This window comes from Paenibacillus sp. 01T431, assembly GCF_056398625.1.
In genome coordinates this window covers 1-18,699 of record NZ_JBFTPT010000036.1, presented here as the reverse complement: position 1 = coordinate 18,699, position 18,699 = coordinate 1, and the positions used below count along the sequence as shown (strand labels likewise).

At 39.3% G+C, this 18,699-nt stretch carries 18 protein-coding genes and 2 pseudogenes; 7 read left to right on the top strand and 13 right to left on the bottom strand.

The features are described 5' to 3' along the window. The first annotated feature begins 191 nt into the window (after window positions 1-191). From AC1DM9_RS33660 to AC1DM9_RS33640, 5 genes are all read left to right on the top strand, one after another. Entirely contained in the window at window positions 192-944 is a 753-nt protein-coding gene (locus AC1DM9_RS33660) for an NADAR family protein (protein WP_477551884.1), read from the top strand. 511 nt (window positions 945-1,455) lie between these two features. Beyond that, a complete protein-coding gene (locus AC1DM9_RS33655; protein ID WP_477551885.1) occupies window positions 1,456-1,671 on the top strand; it encodes a hypothetical protein in 216 nt (71 codons plus the stop codon). A gap of 494 nt (window positions 1,672-2,165) precedes the next feature. Beyond that, the gene (locus AC1DM9_RS33650; protein ID WP_477584370.1) at window positions 2,166-2,738 is read left to right on the top strand and encodes a dihydrofolate reductase family protein; all 573 of its coding nucleotides are present in this window, start codon (window positions 2,166-2,168) and stop codon (window positions 2,736-2,738) included. Between the two features lie 521 nt (window positions 2,739-3,259). Continuing rightward, complete coding sequence (locus tag AC1DM9_RS33645; RefSeq protein WP_477551887.1) at window positions 3,260-3,913, top strand: DUF998 domain-containing protein; 654 nt, start codon at window positions 3,260-3,262, stop codon at window positions 3,911-3,913. 282 nt (window positions 3,914-4,195) lie between these two features. After that, entirely contained in the window at window positions 4,196-5,047 is an 852-nt protein-coding gene (locus AC1DM9_RS33640; protein WP_477584368.1) for a nucleotidyltransferase domain-containing protein, read from the top strand. 14 nt (window positions 5,048-5,061) lie between these two features. Here AC1DM9_RS33640 and AC1DM9_RS33635 read toward each other — a convergent pair whose 3' ends face one another. Both AC1DM9_RS33635 and AC1DM9_RS33630 read right to left on the bottom strand, forming a co-directional pair. Further along, window positions 5,062-5,232 carry a hypothetical protein gene (locus AC1DM9_RS33635; RefSeq protein ID WP_477584366.1) on the bottom strand — a complete coding sequence of 57 codons (171 nt, stop codon included), beginning with the start codon at window positions 5,230-5,232 and terminating at the stop codon, window positions 5,062-5,064. Between the two features lie 1,160 nt (window positions 5,233-6,392). Then, complete coding sequence (locus AC1DM9_RS33630) at window positions 6,393-8,900, bottom strand: discoidin domain-containing protein (RefSeq protein ID WP_477584364.1); 2,508 nt, start codon at window positions 8,898-8,900, stop codon at window positions 6,393-6,395. A gap of 1,229 nt (window positions 8,901-10,129) precedes the next feature. Between AC1DM9_RS33630 and AC1DM9_RS33625 the strand changes: the two genes are divergently transcribed. Next, window positions 10,130-10,492 carry a hypothetical protein gene (locus AC1DM9_RS33625; protein WP_339209213.1) on the top strand — a complete coding sequence of 121 codons (363 nt, stop codon included), beginning with the start codon at window positions 10,130-10,132 and terminating at the stop codon, window positions 10,490-10,492. A 216-nt stretch (window positions 10,493-10,708) separates the two neighbouring features. Here the strand turns inward: AC1DM9_RS33625 and AC1DM9_RS33620 are convergent, their stop codons facing one another. The 10 genes from AC1DM9_RS33620 to AC1DM9_RS33575 all read right to left on the bottom strand — a co-directional run bounded on the left by AC1DM9_RS33620 (window position 10,709) and on the right by AC1DM9_RS33575 (window position 17,098). Next, window positions 10,709-11,176 carry a hypothetical protein gene (locus AC1DM9_RS33620; protein ID WP_477584362.1) on the bottom strand — a complete coding sequence of 156 codons (468 nt, stop codon included), beginning with the start codon at window positions 11,174-11,176 and terminating at the stop codon, window positions 10,709-10,711. A 244-nt stretch (window positions 11,177-11,420) separates the two neighbouring features. Then, a complete protein-coding gene (locus AC1DM9_RS33615; protein ID WP_477584360.1) occupies window positions 11,421-12,218 on the bottom strand; it encodes a YwqG family protein in 798 nt (265 codons plus the stop codon). A gap of 154 nt (window positions 12,219-12,372) precedes the next feature. Next, a complete protein-coding gene (locus AC1DM9_RS33610) occupies window positions 12,373-13,215 on the bottom strand; it encodes a tyrosine-type recombinase/integrase (RefSeq protein ID WP_477584358.1) in 843 nt (280 codons plus the stop codon). 119 nt (window positions 13,216-13,334) lie between these two features. Beyond that, window positions 13,335-14,018, bottom strand: coding sequence for a hypothetical protein (locus AC1DM9_RS33605; protein WP_477551894.1), 684 nt, complete (start codon window positions 14,016-14,018; stop codon window positions 13,335-13,337). A 71-nt stretch (window positions 14,019-14,089) separates the two neighbouring features. Further along, entirely contained in the window at window positions 14,090-14,407 is a 318-nt protein-coding gene (locus tag AC1DM9_RS33600) for a hypothetical protein (RefSeq protein ID WP_477551895.1), read from the bottom strand. A 250-nt stretch (window positions 14,408-14,657) separates the two neighbouring features. Beyond that, window positions 14,658-15,074, bottom strand: coding sequence for a hypothetical protein (locus tag AC1DM9_RS33595; RefSeq protein WP_477551896.1), 417 nt, complete (start codon window positions 15,072-15,074; stop codon window positions 14,658-14,660). Between the two features lie 365 nt (window positions 15,075-15,439). Further along, window positions 15,440-15,850: a hypothetical protein gene (locus tag AC1DM9_RS33590; protein WP_477584356.1), complete on the bottom strand. Its 411-nt coding sequence runs from the start codon at window positions 15,848-15,850 to the stop codon at window positions 15,440-15,442. Window positions 15,851-16,127: 277 nt separating this feature from the next. Then, entirely contained in the window at window positions 16,128-16,529 is a 402-nt protein-coding gene (locus AC1DM9_RS33585; RefSeq protein WP_477551898.1) for a hypothetical protein, read from the bottom strand. Window positions 16,530-16,578: 49 nt separating this feature from the next. Continuing rightward, entirely contained in the window at window positions 16,579-16,776 is a 198-nt protein-coding gene (locus AC1DM9_RS33580) for a GNAT family N-acetyltransferase (RefSeq protein WP_477551899.1), read from the bottom strand. A 16-nt stretch (window positions 16,777-16,792) separates the two neighbouring features. Continuing rightward, window positions 16,793-17,098 (bottom strand): GNAT family N-acetyltransferase, encoded by a 306-nt coding sequence (locus tag AC1DM9_RS33575; RefSeq protein ID WP_477584354.1) that lies wholly within the window; start codon window positions 17,096-17,098, stop codon window positions 16,793-16,795. Between the two features lie 380 nt (window positions 17,099-17,478). Between AC1DM9_RS33575 and AC1DM9_RS33570 the strand changes: the two are divergent. Further along, window positions 17,479-18,053 (top strand): annotated as a pseudogene (locus AC1DM9_RS33570) (transposase); the annotation flags it as partial. A 384-nt stretch (window positions 18,054-18,437) separates the two neighbouring features. Here the strand turns inward: AC1DM9_RS33570 and AC1DM9_RS33565 are convergent. After that, window positions 18,438-18,699 (bottom strand): annotated as a pseudogene (locus AC1DM9_RS33565) (MFS transporter); the annotation flags it as partial.

Here is an 18,699-nt window from a genome sequence, read left to right as displayed (position 1 = left end):
ACTTAGTAAATACGCGCTCCGCAATCAGTTGTAAACGATCGACTGTTTGCAGCCATTGTCAGAATAAAATAAAGTAATAGACTGAAGTTACTTTATTAAGCCAACGAGCAGGATAGCTTAATCATATCTAGAATAAATATAGAAAAATACTAACAGCGTTTATAAGTCGAATGAAGAGTGGGGGAAGTTTCTTGGATGAGATTGCAAAAATCGCAAAAGAATTATTAAAGAATATTGAAGAAAATAAACGGAATCTTTTAAGCAGAAATGCTGATAAGAAGGTAATCAATTTTTATGAAATAAATAAGCCATATGGTTGTTTCTCAAATTTTTCGAAACATTCAATTACGTTACAAAACAAAGACTGGCCAACATCGGAACACTATTTTCAAGCTCAAAAGTTTGTAGGTACCGTTCATGAAGATGAAATACGTTTTGCAAGTACGCCAATGGATGCCGCCCGATTAGGCCGAGATAAAAATAAACCGCTCCGTAAAGATTGGGAAGAGTGCAAAGTTAACATTATGCGGGAAGCTATCGTCGCTAAAATAGAACAACATCCAAATGTTAAGTCAATTCTCTTATCAACTGGTGATTGTGCCATTGTTGAACATACAACCAATGATTCATATTGGGGAGATGGCGGTGACGGGCAAGGAAAAAACATGTTAGGCAATTTGTTGATGAACATCAGAAATAATATGGAGAACTATGAGCCAGAGTTCTTTCTTCCTCAATGGATTACGTTTCCAGACATTCATCCATTTAGCATTGGATGGAGAATGGGTATTGGTGAAACATATTTAACTTATTTGTGGGAGTGGAGAATGAAACAATCTCCTGAAGCTTTAAAAGAATACGATGATTACTTTACGCCACCTGAGGTTTGGGCTGACTCTAAAAAAATGCAAGAAGCAATGAGAAATAAATCGAACGAAGAATAATAAATCATTGAAACTTAATGGTTACGTATTAAAAGATTAAGCAAGGTCCTAGGATGATAGGTCGAAGAGAAATCTAAAACATAAATTTGAAATTGTTGTTCAAATATCGACGATTGTGACACAAGCCATAGAAAAAATCGATATACATACATATGTACAAAATAGTATAAAACTTCATATGCATAAATTCGCATAAAAGATTTGATTTAACTGAGGTTATATGGTTAGTGCCACAATGAGTAAGCCGCTTAGGGTGAGCAGATTCTGAAGAACATTATGGTCGCAATGACCTCAGTGCTATAATGTATGACATGTGCGAGTGGAGATATTATGCAGGTGGAGCAGCCACTTTTCATATGGTAGATGGTGGACACTTTTTTATTACAGAGAATTATGGACCTGTGTGGATATTATCTTTGACAATGTGGGATAAAATTCTAGAAAGCCAATAATAGATCGTTTTAGTGAACTAATCTTCATTTATATTAATTGAAAAAGAGGTTTTGAATCAATGAATAGCAAAATGATTTGGGGGATAGTATTATTAGCGCTGAGTTTGTTTTTTAAGCCATTATTGGCGATTGTGGGGCTGAATGAAACGTTGTTCGGATTGCAATGGCAAGGTGAAACTGTGTTTTCATTGCGTCCATTCTTAGTTCGGATTATTCTAGCAGTAATTGGTATTATCATGCTTATCATCGGCGGTAAGCAAGTTACAAGCAGATGAATAAATAGTTGAAAGGATCAAGAGCACAACAATTAATCTTGCTACAGTATTGAACTTTTAAATCAAAGTATTGAAGACCGAAAAAGACTATGATAATCCCCAAACGGGGATTTTTTAATGTTCGGAGAACAAAAGGAGCCAGTGAGGCTCCTTTTGTTTGTAATTATCACGATTATGAAATGTGACACATCACGAACTTTAATATTGTCAGATGACAAGAATATGAGCCGATTAATTACCGCGTAATTAACGAAAATATACGCTAAGCCCTGAATCCGGCTTGGCGTTTTTTCTTACTTTAACCTGAAACGGTACGATCATTCAACAAGCCGAGTATCAAAGTTCTATTTATTACTAACTCGTGGATGTCGATTTGCCATTCTCTCGTTCGTTGTCTTTATAACGGCGAAGTTCAGCTGATCCTGGATGAAGGACATCCGGGAGATACGCAACGGTCGGAATCGACTACACGACACGAAAGGACAGGGATAAAAATGGGGAAAATCATCATGCAGCAATTCATTACGTTGGATGGCGTCATGCAGGCGCCTGGCGAACTCTATGAATTCGAGTATGGGGGCTGGCAGCGCTCCTATGTTGGCGAGGAGCACCTGGCACTCATTGTCGAGCAGGCCCACGCGGTTGAAGCACTTCTTCTGGGGCGTAAAACTTACGAGAGCTTCGCGGCAACATGGCCGTCAGCGATCGGCATGCGGAGGCTGGCCGATCGGATGAACGGCATGTCGAAGTTCGTGGCTTCGAGAACCCTAAGCCATGCGGAGTGGAATGCCACAATCATCCATGGCGACGCGGCAGAAGAAGCAGCGAAACTCAAGCAGGAGTTCAGCGGAGACTTGCTGGTCGTAGGCAGCGGCGATCTTGCACAAACGCTGATGAAGCATCATCTCATTGACGAATACCGGCTCTGGATCCATCCTGTGATCTTAGGTCGCGGACAACGGCTGTTCAGAGAAGGGATCGAGAAGGCTGCTATGCGCCTCATGGACGCCAAAACACTAAGCACAGGTGTCTCGATTCACATCTACCAGCCCGAGATAGGCAATTAACAACAAAGCCATCTGAATTCATTCAACCAGAGACGTCTCCATCATCGTTGTGCAAGTGGAGATGGGACGTCTTTTTACCATTCAGATGCCGATCAGCGATCGACACATTGGTTGATTCAGTAATATCATCCGCAATGATTGCTAAGAAAACATACGGGTGCTTACGATACCATAAAAAAAATTTGCGAGTATGTCGAGTTTGCCAAAATCTGTTCGTCGTCTGAATAGAGGCTCAAATATCCGTACGCAAGGGGAGAGATGAATATTAAAATAAAAGCAGTAATAACTGAAAAGGAGACGTACGATGCACACAGTAACTTCAAAGGACTGTACAAGATTGCCTATGATAGAGTTGGCCGGGGGCCGTCACACATTCTAGTATCGGGCGCGTTCAGCTATCGCAGATCCCCCGGAAAGGTGCTGTTGACTAATTTGTTGTCAGAGCATTTCACGGTCTACAATTGCAATTACGACTGAATAAAAGATTATCAAATGGACAATGAGAGGGGAATAAGATTATTATGTTTACAAATAAGCGGAATACGAGGACGATTCGTCTTCTTCTAATGTGTGGGGTTGTTTCCACACCGCTATTCTACATAGCAGCCATTATTCAATCGTTTACACGTACAGGATTCGATATCAGGCGCCACGCCATCAGTACCCTTACGTTGGGGGATTTGGGATGGATTCAAAGCGCAAATTTCTTCATGACAGGATTGCTTGCTGTTTGTGCAGCGATTGGAGTGCGCCGTTTGCTGCGAGGGCGTATGGGAGGCAAGTGGGGTTCGTTGCTCATTGGAATCTATGGGATTGGCATGATTCTGGCAGGTCTGTTTCGCCCAGATCCTGGCCTCAGCTTTCCCCCAGGTGCCTCTGCCGGAATGCCAACATCGATGAGCGTTCATGCAACACTCCATTCCGTTGCTTTCTTTACGGCTTTTATTTGTCTAGTTGCGGCAAGCATTGTTTTTGCACGTCGGTTTGCTACACAAGGCGAGCGTGGTTGGAGTATCTATTGTATTGCATCTTGTATCCTTGCGCCTGTGCTCATTATTTTAGGCTCAAGTATCGGCACTTGGATCGGCGTTATTATGGGGAGCGCTGGAATTGTTGCCTTCGGTTGGGTTTCGGTTCTTGCCGCGAGATTACGTGTTGAAGCCCTTCAGGCATAGATTCAACAAGAGAGAACCATTAATGATTTCCGATTCATTCGAGCCGGTTTCGTATAACCGCAGCATCAGTCTTACTTTGAACCATGACGATGAGTCATAAGTCAGAACGGCATATGCCAAGCTAAGCAAGTGCAGCGAAATCCCTGGTGTTTTATACGAACGATAGGGAGCTGTCTCGGCAGCTCCTTGTACATCTTCACAAAATAAAGGTTTTTGTATAGATGTACGGATAGGCGTTAAGATAACGGGCAGCTTTAGACATATTCGAACGGAGTGAGAGGTATGGATGTACAAAGTATTATTTCCAAAATTATGGATAGTCTTAAGCAAATCGATGGTGTGCAGGCTCTGGTTCTTGGTGGTTCAAGAGCTAGGGGGACTGAAAACCCCAACTCTGATATTGATATTGGAATTTATTATAACCTAAAGAATGGGTTAGACATTTCCCACCTTGATCAGATAGCTTCCACCTTGGATGATGATAATAGAGTCAATTTAATAACAGAAATCGGTGGATGGGGGCCATGGATTAATGGTGGTGGTTGGCTGAAAGTGCATCAACAACCGGTCGATTTTTTATACCGTGATCTTAATATAGTGTCAAAAGTAATTGACAACTGTCTCAGAGGGGATCTTACAATCGACTATCAACCGGGACATCCTCATGGATTTATCAATTCTATATATTTAGCTGAAATCGCGTTGTGTAGGATTTTATGGGATCCAACAGGTCTTATTGGAGAAATGAAATCTAGAACAAGTCCATACTCGCACGTTTTGCAAAAAGCAGTAATTCAAAAATTTTTATGGGAAGCGAATTTCTCCTTAGAGAATGGGAAAAAAGGTATCTATAAAAATGATTTATCTTACTTTGCTGGATGTTGTTTTAAATCAGTCTCTTGTTTAAATCAGGTTTTGTTTGCACTTAATGAAACATACTGGATGAACGAAAAAGGAGCTGCTGCTATCGTCGATACTTTTAGCATGGTCCCAAGCAATTACTCCCATAGAATAAACAAGATATTCACCTTAGTGACAGAAGAGCAGGCCGGTTTGGAGAAAGCTCTAAGCCTGTTACATGATCTGATTCACGAAACAGACAATCTAGTGAAAAATAAAAATCTGCTGAACTAACGCGACACTATAGCTCAATAAGCAACTAGAACGAGGCTGCCGGTACGGATCGGCAGCCTCGATGCACTATCGGGCAGGTTAACGATGATTAAGTTAAAATTATTCGTTGTTAGGAGGAAATTATTTACCAATACATGCGTCATATTGGTGATTTTTTTATGATCCAATGCAAGTTCATTGATCAATCCGTTTAAGAAAATTGCAGCTGCAGTATTATAGAAAAACATTGTGGTATGACTGAAAAAATTGAACATTAAAATATATGGGAAAAATTAGATTTTACAATGGAAACTTTACATGAGTTTAGAATTACAATTCATGATGAGCAAAATAAACTTTAAGGATTAACTCTAAAATTAACTCTAAGGATAATTACAACAGCTGAATTGTAGCATTACTAATGAAATTAAACTCTAGATTTTAATAGTCTTAATTCACAAGAGCAAACTGTTTAATTTGGAGCGGAAGTTGTATGGAATTTATCATTATAATGAAGTACATAAAATGAAGGCAAGATTAAGTGAAGTAACAGCAAGTTAAAGACGGATCAGACATTACTGTTAATTTCAGTAACACTTCTTCACAAAACTCGTATTTTGTACATATGTATTTAAATCGATTTAATACCTAGTAACTACTGAATTTTCATTTACAACCGTGTCGGATGACAAGAATTGATTCCATAAATGACAAGAACTTAACTTACCTTGGATTCTCCTATAACCGTACGTTCGCTCACGCTGTAGATAAATCGCTTTGATCCGCTGCTTGGTCTCGCCATCAGGGTCTGCTTGCTTACGCTTAAGATATCGATAGTACGCGCTTCTCCATACATCAAGCAATTCACATAGCAGGGTCACTAGGTAAACATCAAATAACTCCTCGATAATTGCATACTTGCCTTTCACACCTCCCGTTTCCAGATTTCTAAGCACTTTTTTAAAACCGTATTCTCCCGTTGAAGTTGTTGGTTGTAACGATCCTTATCTTTATATTCTTCGCGGCGGCCTCTGTTATTCAATAATCCGCACTTGCCTTTTTTCCTAAATTTATACACCTATATACGAACTCTATCTTTATCTTGTATTCCATACTTCTCTGTAATTTGCTTGTACGTCCATCTATCCTCTTCGTGTAAACGTACGGCTTCTTTCCTTACTTCATATGAATACAATTTATTCGGTTGCTCTCTTTTCCTCATAAAAATACACCCCTAAAGTATCATCGGTTTCCCATATGGGTTTTCCAATGTCTACTAAAAGGGGTGCACTTCAGTTTCGTGCATGGGCTTGTTTTGTTATTTGGGATGAGAACCCCATATTAGGCTTTACGTTATGCTAATGGTTCAGCTGCCATAAACTTCGAACTCATAAAGAGAATACCAGTGGCCTGTGCCTCGATCTGTCGCATGCATCCTTATATACCTTGCATTTACCGGTTCAAAGTAGATATCGTCTATACCACCGTCTCCATTCGTTGTCATGTATATATCCGTCCAGTTGGTAGCATCGTTCGACACCTGAATCTTATAGCCCTTAGCATAAGCATACTCCCAGTTGAGTTTGACATTGTTGACGCGGGTTTCCTGTCCGAGGTCTACATAGATCCATTGCGGATTTGAAAACAGGCTGGCCCATCTTGTCGTTACATTACCATCCACCGCTTTATCGGCCGTTAATGTGGATGTCTCGTTGGAAGAAGATGTTGCCGATTTGTTTAACGCTAGATTCGGTTTGCCATAAACCTGGAATTCATATAAGGAATAGCCATAGAAGGAGTAAGCTCTCTCGGTTCCGTACATTCTTACATACCTTGCATTTACGGCAGTAAAGAATATATCGTCAATCCCCCCGTCTCCATTCGTTGTCGTATACACATCCATCCAGTTGACACCGTCATTCGATACTTGAATCTTGTAGCCTTTGCCATAGGCAAGCTCCCAATTCAATATAACTCGATTTATGTTATAAGCCTGCCCAAGGTCGATCGTAATCCATTGCGGGTCTGCAAACTGACTGGCCCATCTTGTCGCCACGTTACCGTCAACCGCATTATTCGGAGAAAGAGCTTCCTCTTGATTGGAAGATGACGTAGCTGTATTATTTAACGCCAAATTTGTTGTAGTAGCGGATCCGACGCTGTCTCCATATACTTGAAACTCATAAATAGAGTAACCATAGCTCGTGCCCCTCTCTGTTGCGTGCATTCTCACATATCTTGCCGTTGTAGGCACAAAGCATATATCGTCTACACCTCCGTTGCCTGTCGTTGTCGAGTACACATCGGTCCAATTGACCGCATCATTCGATACTTGAATTTTGTAGCTCTTGCCGTAAGCATACTCCCAGTTAAGTTTGACGCGTTTGATGTTGTAGGCTTGCCCGAGATCGACGTAAATCCACTCTGTACTTGAATACTGTTGGCTTGACCACCGTGTACCCGGCAAATTGTCAACAGCTTTAGCAGCGGATAGAGAAGAACTTTGGTTGGAAGAGGCTACTGCCGATTTACCGCTTGCAAGATTAACTGGAATGGTATACGTTCCTTTAACAAATTTGTAGATATCTTCATACATCTGTCTCCCGTCATAAACTCCGTTTACACCGTTGTTATTCTTGTTTTTATACAAGTTATATATCCCAAAAATATCTTGATACCAACCCTTGACCGCTCCCGTCATGTATCCGTATTCTACGCCGGCCTTTAAGTAATTATCGAATCGGTTTTTAAAATCGGGGTCGAACATCGCTCTTTCGTCAAACTCCATTTCGATGCCCTTATTATATGTTTGAGCTTGGGTCGATACATTCGTCATTCTCGAATAATCAGTCTCCGGAACGAAATAGTGATTGGGCTGCTGGATGCTAAAATCGATTGCATAATTATTCCAGTTATTGCTTTGTCCGGCACCAAAGTATGGAATCCAGGCAAGTTTCAGACCAAGCGTATGAAGATAGTTACCAGAGTTATTAATTGCATTTACTTCACCCGGATTGCCGGGATCAATATCTTCATGGAACCAGTAGATGCCTTTTAATTCAAGGTTGCTGTATTGGGCTTGATTCCATCTGCTTAATACGGTGTCGATATACCATTTGGTTACCTTCGTCATATTGCTAGGCGTCGAATTCAGATTTTCGCTGATTCCGTCGTTATCGACATCTCCGAAATTGGTGATTTCACTATTAGGATAAGGCATCATAATATATACTTTGGATTTGTAATTTGTTAGGTTTAGTGTGGTTGCAACTTGCTGGGTTGCTTGGTTGAGGGCATCGAGTTGTTGATTAGCGGTGAAAATGCGGTTTATATACCATTCCCAATCCGCCTTATAGGTCCACTTGGCAGGGTCCGCTGTATCACCAAAATCTCTATAGTCAGATGTGTTGATTCCTAGAAATAGAAATGAATCGAAAAAGGTGTCATCCATCACATTATTACTGTTGTAGTGCGCAACATAGGGCAAAAGCGTATTCTTGTCATACGTGCCGATTTCTCTTCCCTCATATGTCGTTCGTCCACCGTAATATCCAGTATAAAGCAAGGCCATGTTCTTCACATTTCCAGATGCCGCGGTATTTGGTGGGAAATATCCTGTAGCAGCAGCTGCAAGTGGCTGTTCTAAGTTAGACTGGGGTTGTTGCTCGAGATCAGGATCGGACTTTTCTTGTTGTCCCTGCTGATTAGGAACTTGAAGTAAAGGCTGTTGATCCTCCTGCCCCTGCGAAATCTTCGGCGACCTATCCCCTTCTCCCTTCACTACTGATGGTTGAACAGAAAAAACAATCGATAAGATTAACACAAATGATAACAACAAGGAACTTCGTCTTGGATACCTCTGACTTCGCTTCATCTTTCATCCCCATTTCTTAGGTTTAAATGATTTTAACAAGTCTGGTACATGGTCTTGATCCGAGTGTCCATTTTATCCAAGCTCCAAACGGCCTCTTTACGACTAATTCTATGAGGCAATTTTATGCTTGGAAATAGATTTTTGTTTACTTTCATATACACCTTTTTACAAATCAAAAAAATGAACCGATGCACCTTTCTCTCGTTTCTTCGCATGTGACCTACGCACATATATTCAAACCCATACGCCGCAAGGAATTCACCAAAAAAAACTTGCCCTTATTTGTGGTACGGTTCACCGCGTTTGATCTTAAACTATCTTGCCCGTAAGCTCAATGGCCTGCAGAACATAGTTACAAAATTCAATTAATGCTAATTGAAGATATTATAAACGAATTCCAAAAAGCACTAAATAAATGAAAAGTCCCTTTTTACCATTTTCTCTTTGTAGTCGATTTTGGTTTGATTGTGAAATATGCAGAACACTTGATAAAATAGYTCATCGGCAATCGSTATACATTCTTGGCCTTTTTCGGCATTCGGTACATATTCTTGACATTGCACAYTGCCAAGAATATGTACCGATAAAACAAAAAAACCGCGATTTACGCGGTAGTTAATCGGCTCATATTCTTGTCATCCGACATTACATGGCTTGTGTCACAATCTATCTTGTATTCTTAGCATTGTTATTTTGTCCACACACCTTAGATCGAGGAAGCGCTCTCACACTCCCCCTTGATCCAATAGAAGGCAGCCGGTATCATTAGTATCGGCAAATTTGATTGCTATTAATCAAATATAATGATATTCATAGGACGCACACTACGCCAGCACCTCTTGAGGTCGCATCGAGTTGGCTGCGCGCAGTTGTTCGTTAACAGTGGCTTCCCGTCCACTCAAGTGTCTATCTGTGAGCTACTGACTTCCTCAAAGAATATTACAATCATCCTATTCATTTTTGTTCCATCAGATATAGGGAAATCAACACTAAGCTCCTCTAGAATTGAATATAACCTGACAATTTCCCTACTTATTTTGGAAACAGATAGTCAAACTGCTTCCGGAATATATCAGCACGGCGCGGATCGGGGATAATATTCTATCATCTGCAAACTGAACATATAGTATGATTTTCACCTTTACTTATTCTATAGCTTTGTCTATACTCTTGGTGCAGAGGCCCTCTTACATAATTCACTAATATTTCTAATTAAAGGAGATGTAAGGATGAAGAAAGGTATATTTTCCCTCTCACTTGTTTTAGTCATGCTTTTGAGTTTTGCAGCAACAGCATTCGCTGCGTTTAGTTACACTAGCCCGAACGTCACAATCTCAAGCGGAACCATTAAATTTGGACATGGCGTTATTGTTAACACGGGTAAATACCGTGATACTTTGACGATTAATGTTTATCGCGGGAACACATTTGTTGCTTCCAAACAAATCACGTTGAACCCTCAAGAATGGACTTATCCGGGTTCTACAACCACACCATTATTAACAATAGCAACTGGACAACCAGCTGGCGAATACCGTTATACGTTATCAGCTCCAGGGAGCTGGCATGTTATGGCAGGTTTTGCGAGTTAATAGCGAATAAATAGATAGTAATTATCATTAAAACCTCTCGTCTATGACGAGAGGTTTATTAAATTATTAGGACTTAAAATGCGAAAAAAAAAGAGCGAATCTCAGGAGGGATTCCTGAAATCGCTCAGCTTGACTGTAAGTATTTTAAATCCATCTTGTTTCTAGGATGTATACGATGTCAAATGAACATTGGGGTATAACAAATGATCGCTTAGCTTAACAATATTTCACCTTCAAAATCTCAATATAATTTGAATCAATTCCAGTAATATTGGATACTGTTCCAATTTCAATTCCTTGTTTTAAGGCATTTCGGGCAATTCTCATGTTATGTTTCATTTTCAACACCCTATCTTTGAATAAAATATCGTCAAAATCTAAATATTCATCAGCAATTTCTCCGTCTAAATTAAACTCAATATCATAAGTACCGATGTGTTCTTCTAAATAAAAAATATTTACTGAACAAAATATTACTGCTTCTTCAAGGTTAAAAGTATATTTAAGGTACATTGATCGTTCATGTACACTAATAAAATCCTCATACAACTTTCCATGAAATGTGTCGTGGTAATCGTCTTTCTCTTCTTGACGCCATTTTCTAAAATAACTCCAAAAGCCTTCGACAGTCCTATTTAATGCATTATAGCTAGTTTCCCATTCAAGTAATGATTTTTTGTTCATACTATATTTCACTTCCTACAACATTATATCATGCATGTTTTCCATTTTATCCTGATTTCATTGAACTATCCTGCACGTTAGTTGAGAAAACACCAGTCGGTCATTGGCCGGCTGCCGTCGTGTCAGGATTGAGTTATCGTTCATCCGTATGGCTGAGTGTCTCGACTTCCAGCAAACGTAGTGGGATTTGTTCAGAATTTCTATTTAGTTCCTAACAAACGGGGGGATTTTATGGGGCCGCATACTAAGTACCGACCCGATCAGTAAACACTTCATCAAAATTCCTATTCAGCAAATCTTCCTTTGTAATATAAAAATAAAGTAATCCTGATAAATCCCATTGCATTCCTATTTCATCATTGGTATCTGCCTGAAATAACAACTCAGTATCAGCATCTTGAAAGTCATACTGTAATCCATTTATATAACCAAAAAAGCGAAATCCAATATCATGATTACACATCTCATAATATGAAGAGCAGAAGTTCTCGTAGAGGACATACGCTTCCTCGTCGTTATCAAATAAACGTTTTTCATTAATAAGTGAGTTAACCGGAATCATGTTTTCAAATTTTACATTCATTAAACAACTCGAAAATGAAATGATATCGGGATCTGCCTGAATTCGTTTCAGATCGGATAAATCAGATGTGTACAGCACCACGTTTTGATCTTTTGGAAAGGCGTCATATAAAAATTCATCAGAGAAACGCACATCATCATCACAAGGATAAAAAAAATGAAGAATCCCAGTGGCAGGGTGATTCTGATCTATCGAAGACATAGGAAATTCCTCTAAATTTATTTGTGCTATAAAACTCATTGGATGCCCTTCCCAGTCCGGCCACGTAAAACCCATTGGAATATCAGGGTTCCCTCCAATCTTACTTTTTCCGATAGGAATTTCATCTTCTGGTGCTATAGTCGGTTCTAGGAAGAAACCAGGCTTCACTAACTGATTGTATTTCTCCCAATGCCTTTCCAAACCTGCGTTCAAAAATAATTGTTTGATTACCTCCAATGACGGCTCCGGCTGCATCATTCGCATATCCTCCATAAAATAGTATCTACTGTATTTCGACAGAAGATATTCATCCCCTTTAGCTAAACAAAAAAGGAGATCCGTCTATTCAATTATCCTATCCTTCAGTTGAATAGCGGCGGATTTCTAAAGGGGTATCCGCCGCCAATACGCATTAAAAAAATCGTCGATAAAGTTCTCTCCGACGCTCGCCGCGGAGCTGTGCGTAAATTTGTGTGGTTGATGCTTTCTCATGACCAAGCATACCTTGGATGAAATCTAGAGGAGCACCATTATCAAGGAGCTGGCATGCATAAGTATGTCTAAAGCGATGAGGATATACGTTCGCTTCAATTTCTCCCCGATCTGCAAGCCGTTTTAATGCCCATCTAATCGTAGGTATAGCCATACGTTTTGTTGGATGAGTATCGGTTACAAATAAGGCTTTACAGGAATCCCCACGACTGGCCAGGTACTTCTTTAACCATACTTTGCACTCTGTCGTAAAGTAAACTTCTCTCTGCTTCGAACCCTTGCCATTAACGATTGCTGAGCAGTTCTCCCAATTAAGGTCCTCGATATTGATCTTCTCCACCTCCCCAACCCGGCAGCCGGTACAGTAGAGAAACTCAAGCAGCGCTCTTTCTCTGAGTGACTGACAAGAGATCTTCAAGTGTATAACGTCTTCCTCAATCAAAAACTTAGGAATGCGCTTATCTAATTTTGGTTCTCTCAATTTTAGAGAGGGATTTGAAGTCAGATACGTCTCTTCATACGCGTAACGGAAAAGAGAACGAACAAACCGAATTCGATGGCCTAGGCTGCTTGGCTTCAACCGATCTGCTTGTTTTGCCAAGTACTCCTTAAGCATTGTTAACGTTACCTCCGTTATATCGAGGCCACCTAGCTCCAGTATTAACATTTTGTGCTGAAGGGCGTATGCCTTTAATGTTTTTGGACTGAACCCTTGTATACGTTTGTCAGCTTCATACAACCTCCACAACTCATTTAAGTTCATAACAAAACCTCCCTTTAGAAGCTATTAAATCTAGTTTGCTTCTAAGGAGAGGTTTTAATCTGCCTACAGTATTGAACTAGCGTTTCCTGTTAGTTGAATGTTTTCAGTTATTAGTACCCTTAATCTATAGTTTGTTTGCTAACAATCTCTTTATTTTTATTAAAGAGAGCAACCTCATTTGGTGATGACCATAATATTTCACCTAAGTACCGCGCATAGGCCCATTCATTCGGTCGATCCCTAAAAACCTCTGAGCGGAGTATCTCTACATTTTTTTTATCACTAACAATTAAGTAAGCTTTTACAACCGCTACTTCATGAATTATATATATACTTGCTTTTAGTTTTCTATCAGGGCTTATAATAGGCTTTTTCCAATACCAATCATTTTTCAATTCAGCTCTTTTCACTTTTTCAAATGCTAGTTCGAATGGAGCTGAATCCCAATATTTTTCAGAAATAAGCTTATCAATTCCTCTCCTCAATAATTTAAATGTTGTATCTTTTTTTTCCTGATCATTCATTGTGAAAAATGAATCAACATGAAATTGAACTTGAACAGTACAAACACCTGAATAGTCTTTGACTCGCGGATCAATGATTTCATCCACACATTCAATTAATACTTTCCATGAATCAGTTGTCTTGAATTTATCAAAAGATCTTTCATATAAAGAAGTGATACATCGGATTTGATCGCGAAATTGAACTCGTTTATGTTTCCAAGATGCTTCATAATCTTCAGGTGTTCCAGCTTCTTTTGTATAGGGTATGTCTAAATCAAACTCTTTTAGAATGGGCATTCCTAACCCTCAATTCTATCGATTATTAATTATAAATTCAGGTACATAGTTGAATTATCCTGCCCGATAGCTTAATGAGGATTATGTGAAGTTAGTCCTAATTTATCAATGAGAAAATCTCCTTGTTCTATTTTCAACGTTTTCTTTTCATGACTAAATTCCCATCCATTTTCAATCGCATATCTAATTAAACGTTCACAATTACTTGGCTTATGTGGGATGAAATGCCAGCTACCTTCCCATGTAAATAAGACTTCAAAATATGAGGTTTTTGATGAATAGACCTTAAAATTCACAAATTTATTACTAGGAATCTCATTAATAACGCAGTGGAATTGAGAACCATTTACCATCATCTTTTTAGTTCTTTTGCAGAATGTCTTCCCCATTAAGATACACCTCCTGAATACGACATTTTTGAAGAATAACGAGCATTACTGTTACTTTGAAAGTATAGCGCATATTGGAATCAACCTGCCCGTTAGCTTAACAAAGAAATGGAGCAGCTGCCGCAGCAAACTGCTCCATGATTGTTCAACTATCGTTCCCAGTTAGCGTAACAACCATACCGACAGCTGAATGGTTCGAAGCGTGAATATGGTTCTATGAGAAGGTACAGACATCCGAATTATAACTATCTTATTCAATCTTTCTTACAAATTCAGCTTGATTAATTAAGTCTGTATTCCTGGTATGGATTTCATAATCTTTAATTAAAATTGTTCCCATTCTATGCTCACTATCAAATCCCGGCATATTTTCTAATCTAAAACTATTCTCATGTGATTCTTCATAAGTCGCTTTAGGTAAATGACTCGTAATATCAGGAGCAAAGAACCCTGAATCCATATAGTATCCCGATATTTCAACTTCACCTTCAAAATAAGCATTCACGGTTTCCGTTTCTTTATCATAATTAATAGAGATCAATGTTAATCCCGCTATTTGATCACCTACCTTAACCTTTGAAGGATTAAAGTGTACATAATGGTTATCAATTGAATTACAACCTGTCATGAGTAAAAGTATACTAACGAGTAGCATAAATCCTTTCAACCTGTATCACCTACAATGTCTTCTGTAGTTTCGTAAATCCTAAAATTTGTGAAAATCATAAATAGCTTAATATTTAACATATTCGTGAAATGATTGAATTATCCTTGCCCGTTAGCTTAATAAAAAAATGGAGCAGTTGCCATAGCAGGCTGCCCCTTGATTGTTTAACTATCGTTTCCCGTTAGTTCAATCAAGTATCTTCCAAAATGCTATCTACTCAGCTTTAAAGGTGATTTCCTTACTCATAAACTTTTACAAACGCCAACATTTCAGTAACGTACTCACGTGCTTATTCGAGTATAGAAAGCCCTCAATAGAGTAGCATCAAACTTGCAGCTGTCGATTTCAACTGGTTACCCTTCCAATTATTTGCGTTTCTTCTCCACAAGTTCGTTCACATCGAACATCTCGATTGGACCAATACCCCTCTCGTTCAACTGTTTCTGAATATCAATGTTTGAATCAAGTTTTTCAATTGTTCCCTTTTCTGTATCCAGAAGTCCATGCTCCGTTTTATTATCATAATCGACTCTTTTGTAAAGCACATAGACATCATTCCATCCGACTTTTTCTACACTAGGTTCAACTACTTGTGGAGAACCATCAGGTTTTTTTCGGATAAAATTAAGCCCAGGGTTGCCCCCATATAAACGATACTCGTTGGGCAAAATGAGAATTTCCGGCTGACCATCCCTATAATCATTGACCGCTGATTGAATACATCCTGATAAAGTTAAGATTATTATGGGCAAAATAAACATAAAAAACTTTCGCATTTATTAGTCCTCCTACCAAAACGAAGAATTTAAAATAACTCATTGGAATTAGCGATTTGAATGAGCAACAAAAGGTTTATGCCACATACCATTAACTTGAGTTGTCTTTCAAAACTGATTCATGTGTAGAGCAATTACCTTGAATTTAAGTTCGTGATGTTATTGAGCAATCCTGCCCGTTAGCTTAACAAAGAAATGAGCAGCTGCCGTAGCAAACTGCTCTTTGTATGTTCAACTATCATTAGCCATTAGCTTAAAAAATCGTGCACAGTTAAAATTAACTTTTATTTAAAAGTATCAGTCTTTTAGCAAAATAATTTTTTTCAATTATTCTTTTCACTAAACCATATTTATTTGTTTCGAATAGGTTATCGTTTTCTACTGACAGGATAGTTATGGGTTTATCTGTTGTCGTAGTTCCTTGTTGGAAACTTATTATTAAATTTGAATGTACTTTGTTTGACTTTTTCAGAGGTTTAGAGTTTGAATGAATGGTTTCTCCTTTAATATTAATTCTCCCTTCCTCATTACGCCACCATTTAAATGTTTCGATTTCGGAGAGTGACCAATTTAGGTATTCTATCCACCCTTCTCCGGATTCAAGAAAGTAAATTATCTCATCACTTGTTCCCGGTACAAATAAAGCATCTGCAGACCATGCTCCGACTATTTCATCCATATGTTTAAACCTCCATAGTTATCAATTTTTTCTCAACTATCGTTTCCCTTTAGTTTAAAAGTCGCAATCTTAAAATCATTAAGTCTTCATCGAAATACTGTTCATCAAACTTTAATGCATGTGGTTCTATACCGTAAACTTCAAACCCCAGCGAGACATATAAGCGTTTTGCTGATTTGTTATTAGACACAACCGTCAAATGAATCTGTTCCAACCCTTCACATTCTTTTGTTGCTCTTTCAATCAAGGCTAATAGAAGGGCTTTACTTACCCCCCCGTCCTCGAAATTGAGGCTCTACGTACATACCGTAAATGTTTCCTTTATGTGCCGTCTTAAGCCTGTTTTCACGTGAAAAATTGACAATGCCAACTAATGTGTTACTGTCGTCAAAACATCCCAATGTAAATTGATCTTTTGTATGGTGTATTCTTTCTATAATGTGCCCCAGTGGTTTAGTTTCTTCTTGCTCATACGTTGATCCAAATGCATCGGGGTCATTTTTCAATGCACGTAACCTTACTTCTCTATACACTTGGGCATCAGAGTCATTCAACAGACGAATGTTCATTAGTCACTTCCGATCATTTATCAAATTGTTCTAAATAAAACTTGCGGATTGAAGTAAACTGCCCGTTAGCTTAATCATTTGTTTTGTTCCAAGATAAAAGCTTCGACTCGATCAATTAGTGATTTTATTTCCTGAACCGTATCTAGAATCAATTCTCCCTCAAGATTCTCAGTCTTTAAATTCTTATAATACTCTTTGAGTTCGGGCAAATTTGTAATCAACTGATTAGGTAATGGATTTAGACTTCGTTCAGCAAGTCGCTCAGACCAAACTGACTCATCACTACATGTACATAAAATTGTGATTAATTCCCCGCCTCTTTCCTCAATCCAGGTCTTAAATCTCCGTACGCCGTCCGTATTATTCAATCCGAAAGTGCTAGAAAAGCAAAAGCACTCATCGAGATTGCCAACCATTCAATAGGATCTCAGTCAGCTTCCATTACTACAAGCTCCACTTGAAACAATTACTCGCCGAGTATGACCTTGCTTGCGAACAATTGGAGGTTGTGGAGAAGGAGGTTTTAACCGTATTAGAACGCATTCCCTTTGCAAAATCCATCCTCGCGATTAAGGGGATTAGTGTCATTTCATTAGCTGGTATATTGGGTGAGGCTGGGGACTTAAGCGGATTTGTTCACGGAAATGCCTTGCTGCGCCATGCCGGACTCAACCTCGCAGAAGCGAGTTCTGGCAAATGGACCGGGCAAATGAAGATTAGTAAACGCGGACGATCCCGCCTACGGCGCTTCCTCTTTATGGCCACTATGAGTTTGGTCATGAACAATTCAGAGTTTCAAGCGATGCATGCATACAATGTGCAGGTTAAGAAGGTGAAGAAAATGAGGTCCATTATGAAACTATGCGGTAAATTGGTCAGAATACTAGTCGGAATGGCTCGTAGCGGTAAAGCCTACATGCCACATAAAACGTTACCACTCTTACAAGCAGCTTAACCATACAACCCGTTTCGTTGTACGAGTTTTGGCTTATTCGCAGGATTTCAAAGAAAGCACGGAGTACCGGATGCATTAAACCAAAGGGCACCGACCCGTACCGTTAGCAAGACCGGCCTCCACCCCTTGGATAGGCGTAACGAAGGAATGAGAGGGCATAGACCCGTTAAGACATGGGAGTGAAAACCTCCAAGGGTGGCGTGGAGAATGCGTGCAGTAAATGGAAGTATATAGGACGGTTATAACCCTCCTCTATTCCCGTGCGCCTTCATGTTACCGAAGTCTAACAGGGTATTCCCTTTATGTCTTCCCCCAATTACTATCCGGTCGAAATCCTGCGAATAAGCGAGCATTCGCGAGAAAATCATCTCGTACCAAGGGAGTTTAACGCACGTTTACTTCCTCTGCATTCGATTTGGAAATTTTTATTTTTACCATAATCAATACGAAAGCAAGCAATGTAAACATAATTCCGCTCCAGATGAGTTGATGTATTTCCAAGTGAGAAATAAACCAACCACCGATAGAAGCCCCTACAGTAATTCCAAGATTGGAAAATGAGACAAACAAGCTGTTGCCGAATTCGGGAGCTTCTTTCGCCTCGGTCGTTAACCATGCTTGACTGACAATAAGCCCGCCGGAATGC

Bases quoted from the DNA above. Each gene is read 5' to 3' on its own strand.
- AC1DM9_RS33650 (WP_477584370.1), top strand. From the start codon at position 2,166: ATGGGGAAAATCATCATGCAGCAATTCATTACGTTGGATGGCGTCATG.
- AC1DM9_RS33615 (WP_477584360.1), bottom strand. From the start codon at position 12,218: ATGATGCAGCCGGAGCCGTCATTGGAGGTAATCAAACAATTATTTTTG.
- AC1DM9_RS33605 (WP_477551894.1), bottom strand. From the start codon at position 14,018: ATGCCCATTCTAAAAGAGTTTGATTTAGACATACCCTATACAAAAGAA.
- AC1DM9_RS33645 (WP_477551887.1), top strand. From the start codon at position 3,260: ATGTTTACAAATAAGCGGAATACGAGGACGATTCGTCTTCTTCTAATG.
- AC1DM9_RS33620 (WP_477584362.1), bottom strand. From the start codon at position 11,176: ATGAACAAAAAATCATTACTTGAATGGGAAACTAGCTATAATGCATTA.
- AC1DM9_RS33655 (WP_477551885.1), top strand. From the start codon at position 1,456: ATGAATAGCAAAATGATTTGGGGGATAGTATTATTAGCGCTGAGTTTG.
- AC1DM9_RS33625 (WP_339209213.1), top strand. From the start codon at position 10,130: ATGAAGAAAGGTATATTTTCCCTCTCACTTGTTTTAGTCATGCTTTTG.
- AC1DM9_RS33640 (WP_477584368.1), top strand. From the start codon at position 4,196: ATGGATGTACAAAGTATTATTTCCAAAATTATGGATAGTCTTAAGCAA.
- AC1DM9_RS33575 (WP_477584354.1), bottom strand. From the start codon at position 17,098: ATGAACATTCGTCTGTTGAATGACTCTGATGCCCAAGTGTATAGAGAA.
- AC1DM9_RS33585 (WP_477551898.1), bottom strand. From the start codon at position 16,529: ATGGATGAAATAGTCGGAGCATGGTCTGCAGATGCTTTATTTGTACCG.
- AC1DM9_RS33610 (WP_477584358.1), bottom strand. From the start codon at position 13,215: ATGAACTTAAATGAGTTGTGGAGGTTGTATGAAGCTGACAAACGTATA.
- AC1DM9_RS33590 (WP_477584356.1), bottom strand. From the start codon at position 15,850: ATGCGAAAGTTTTTTATGTTTATTTTGCCCATAATAATCTTAACTTTA.
- AC1DM9_RS33600 (WP_477551895.1), bottom strand. From the start codon at position 14,407: ATGGGGAAGACATTCTGCAAAAGAACTAAAAAGATGATGGTAAATGGT.
- AC1DM9_RS33630 (WP_477584364.1), bottom strand. From the start codon at position 8,900: ATGAAGCGAAGTCAGAGGTATCCAAGACGAAGTTCCTTGTTGTTATCA.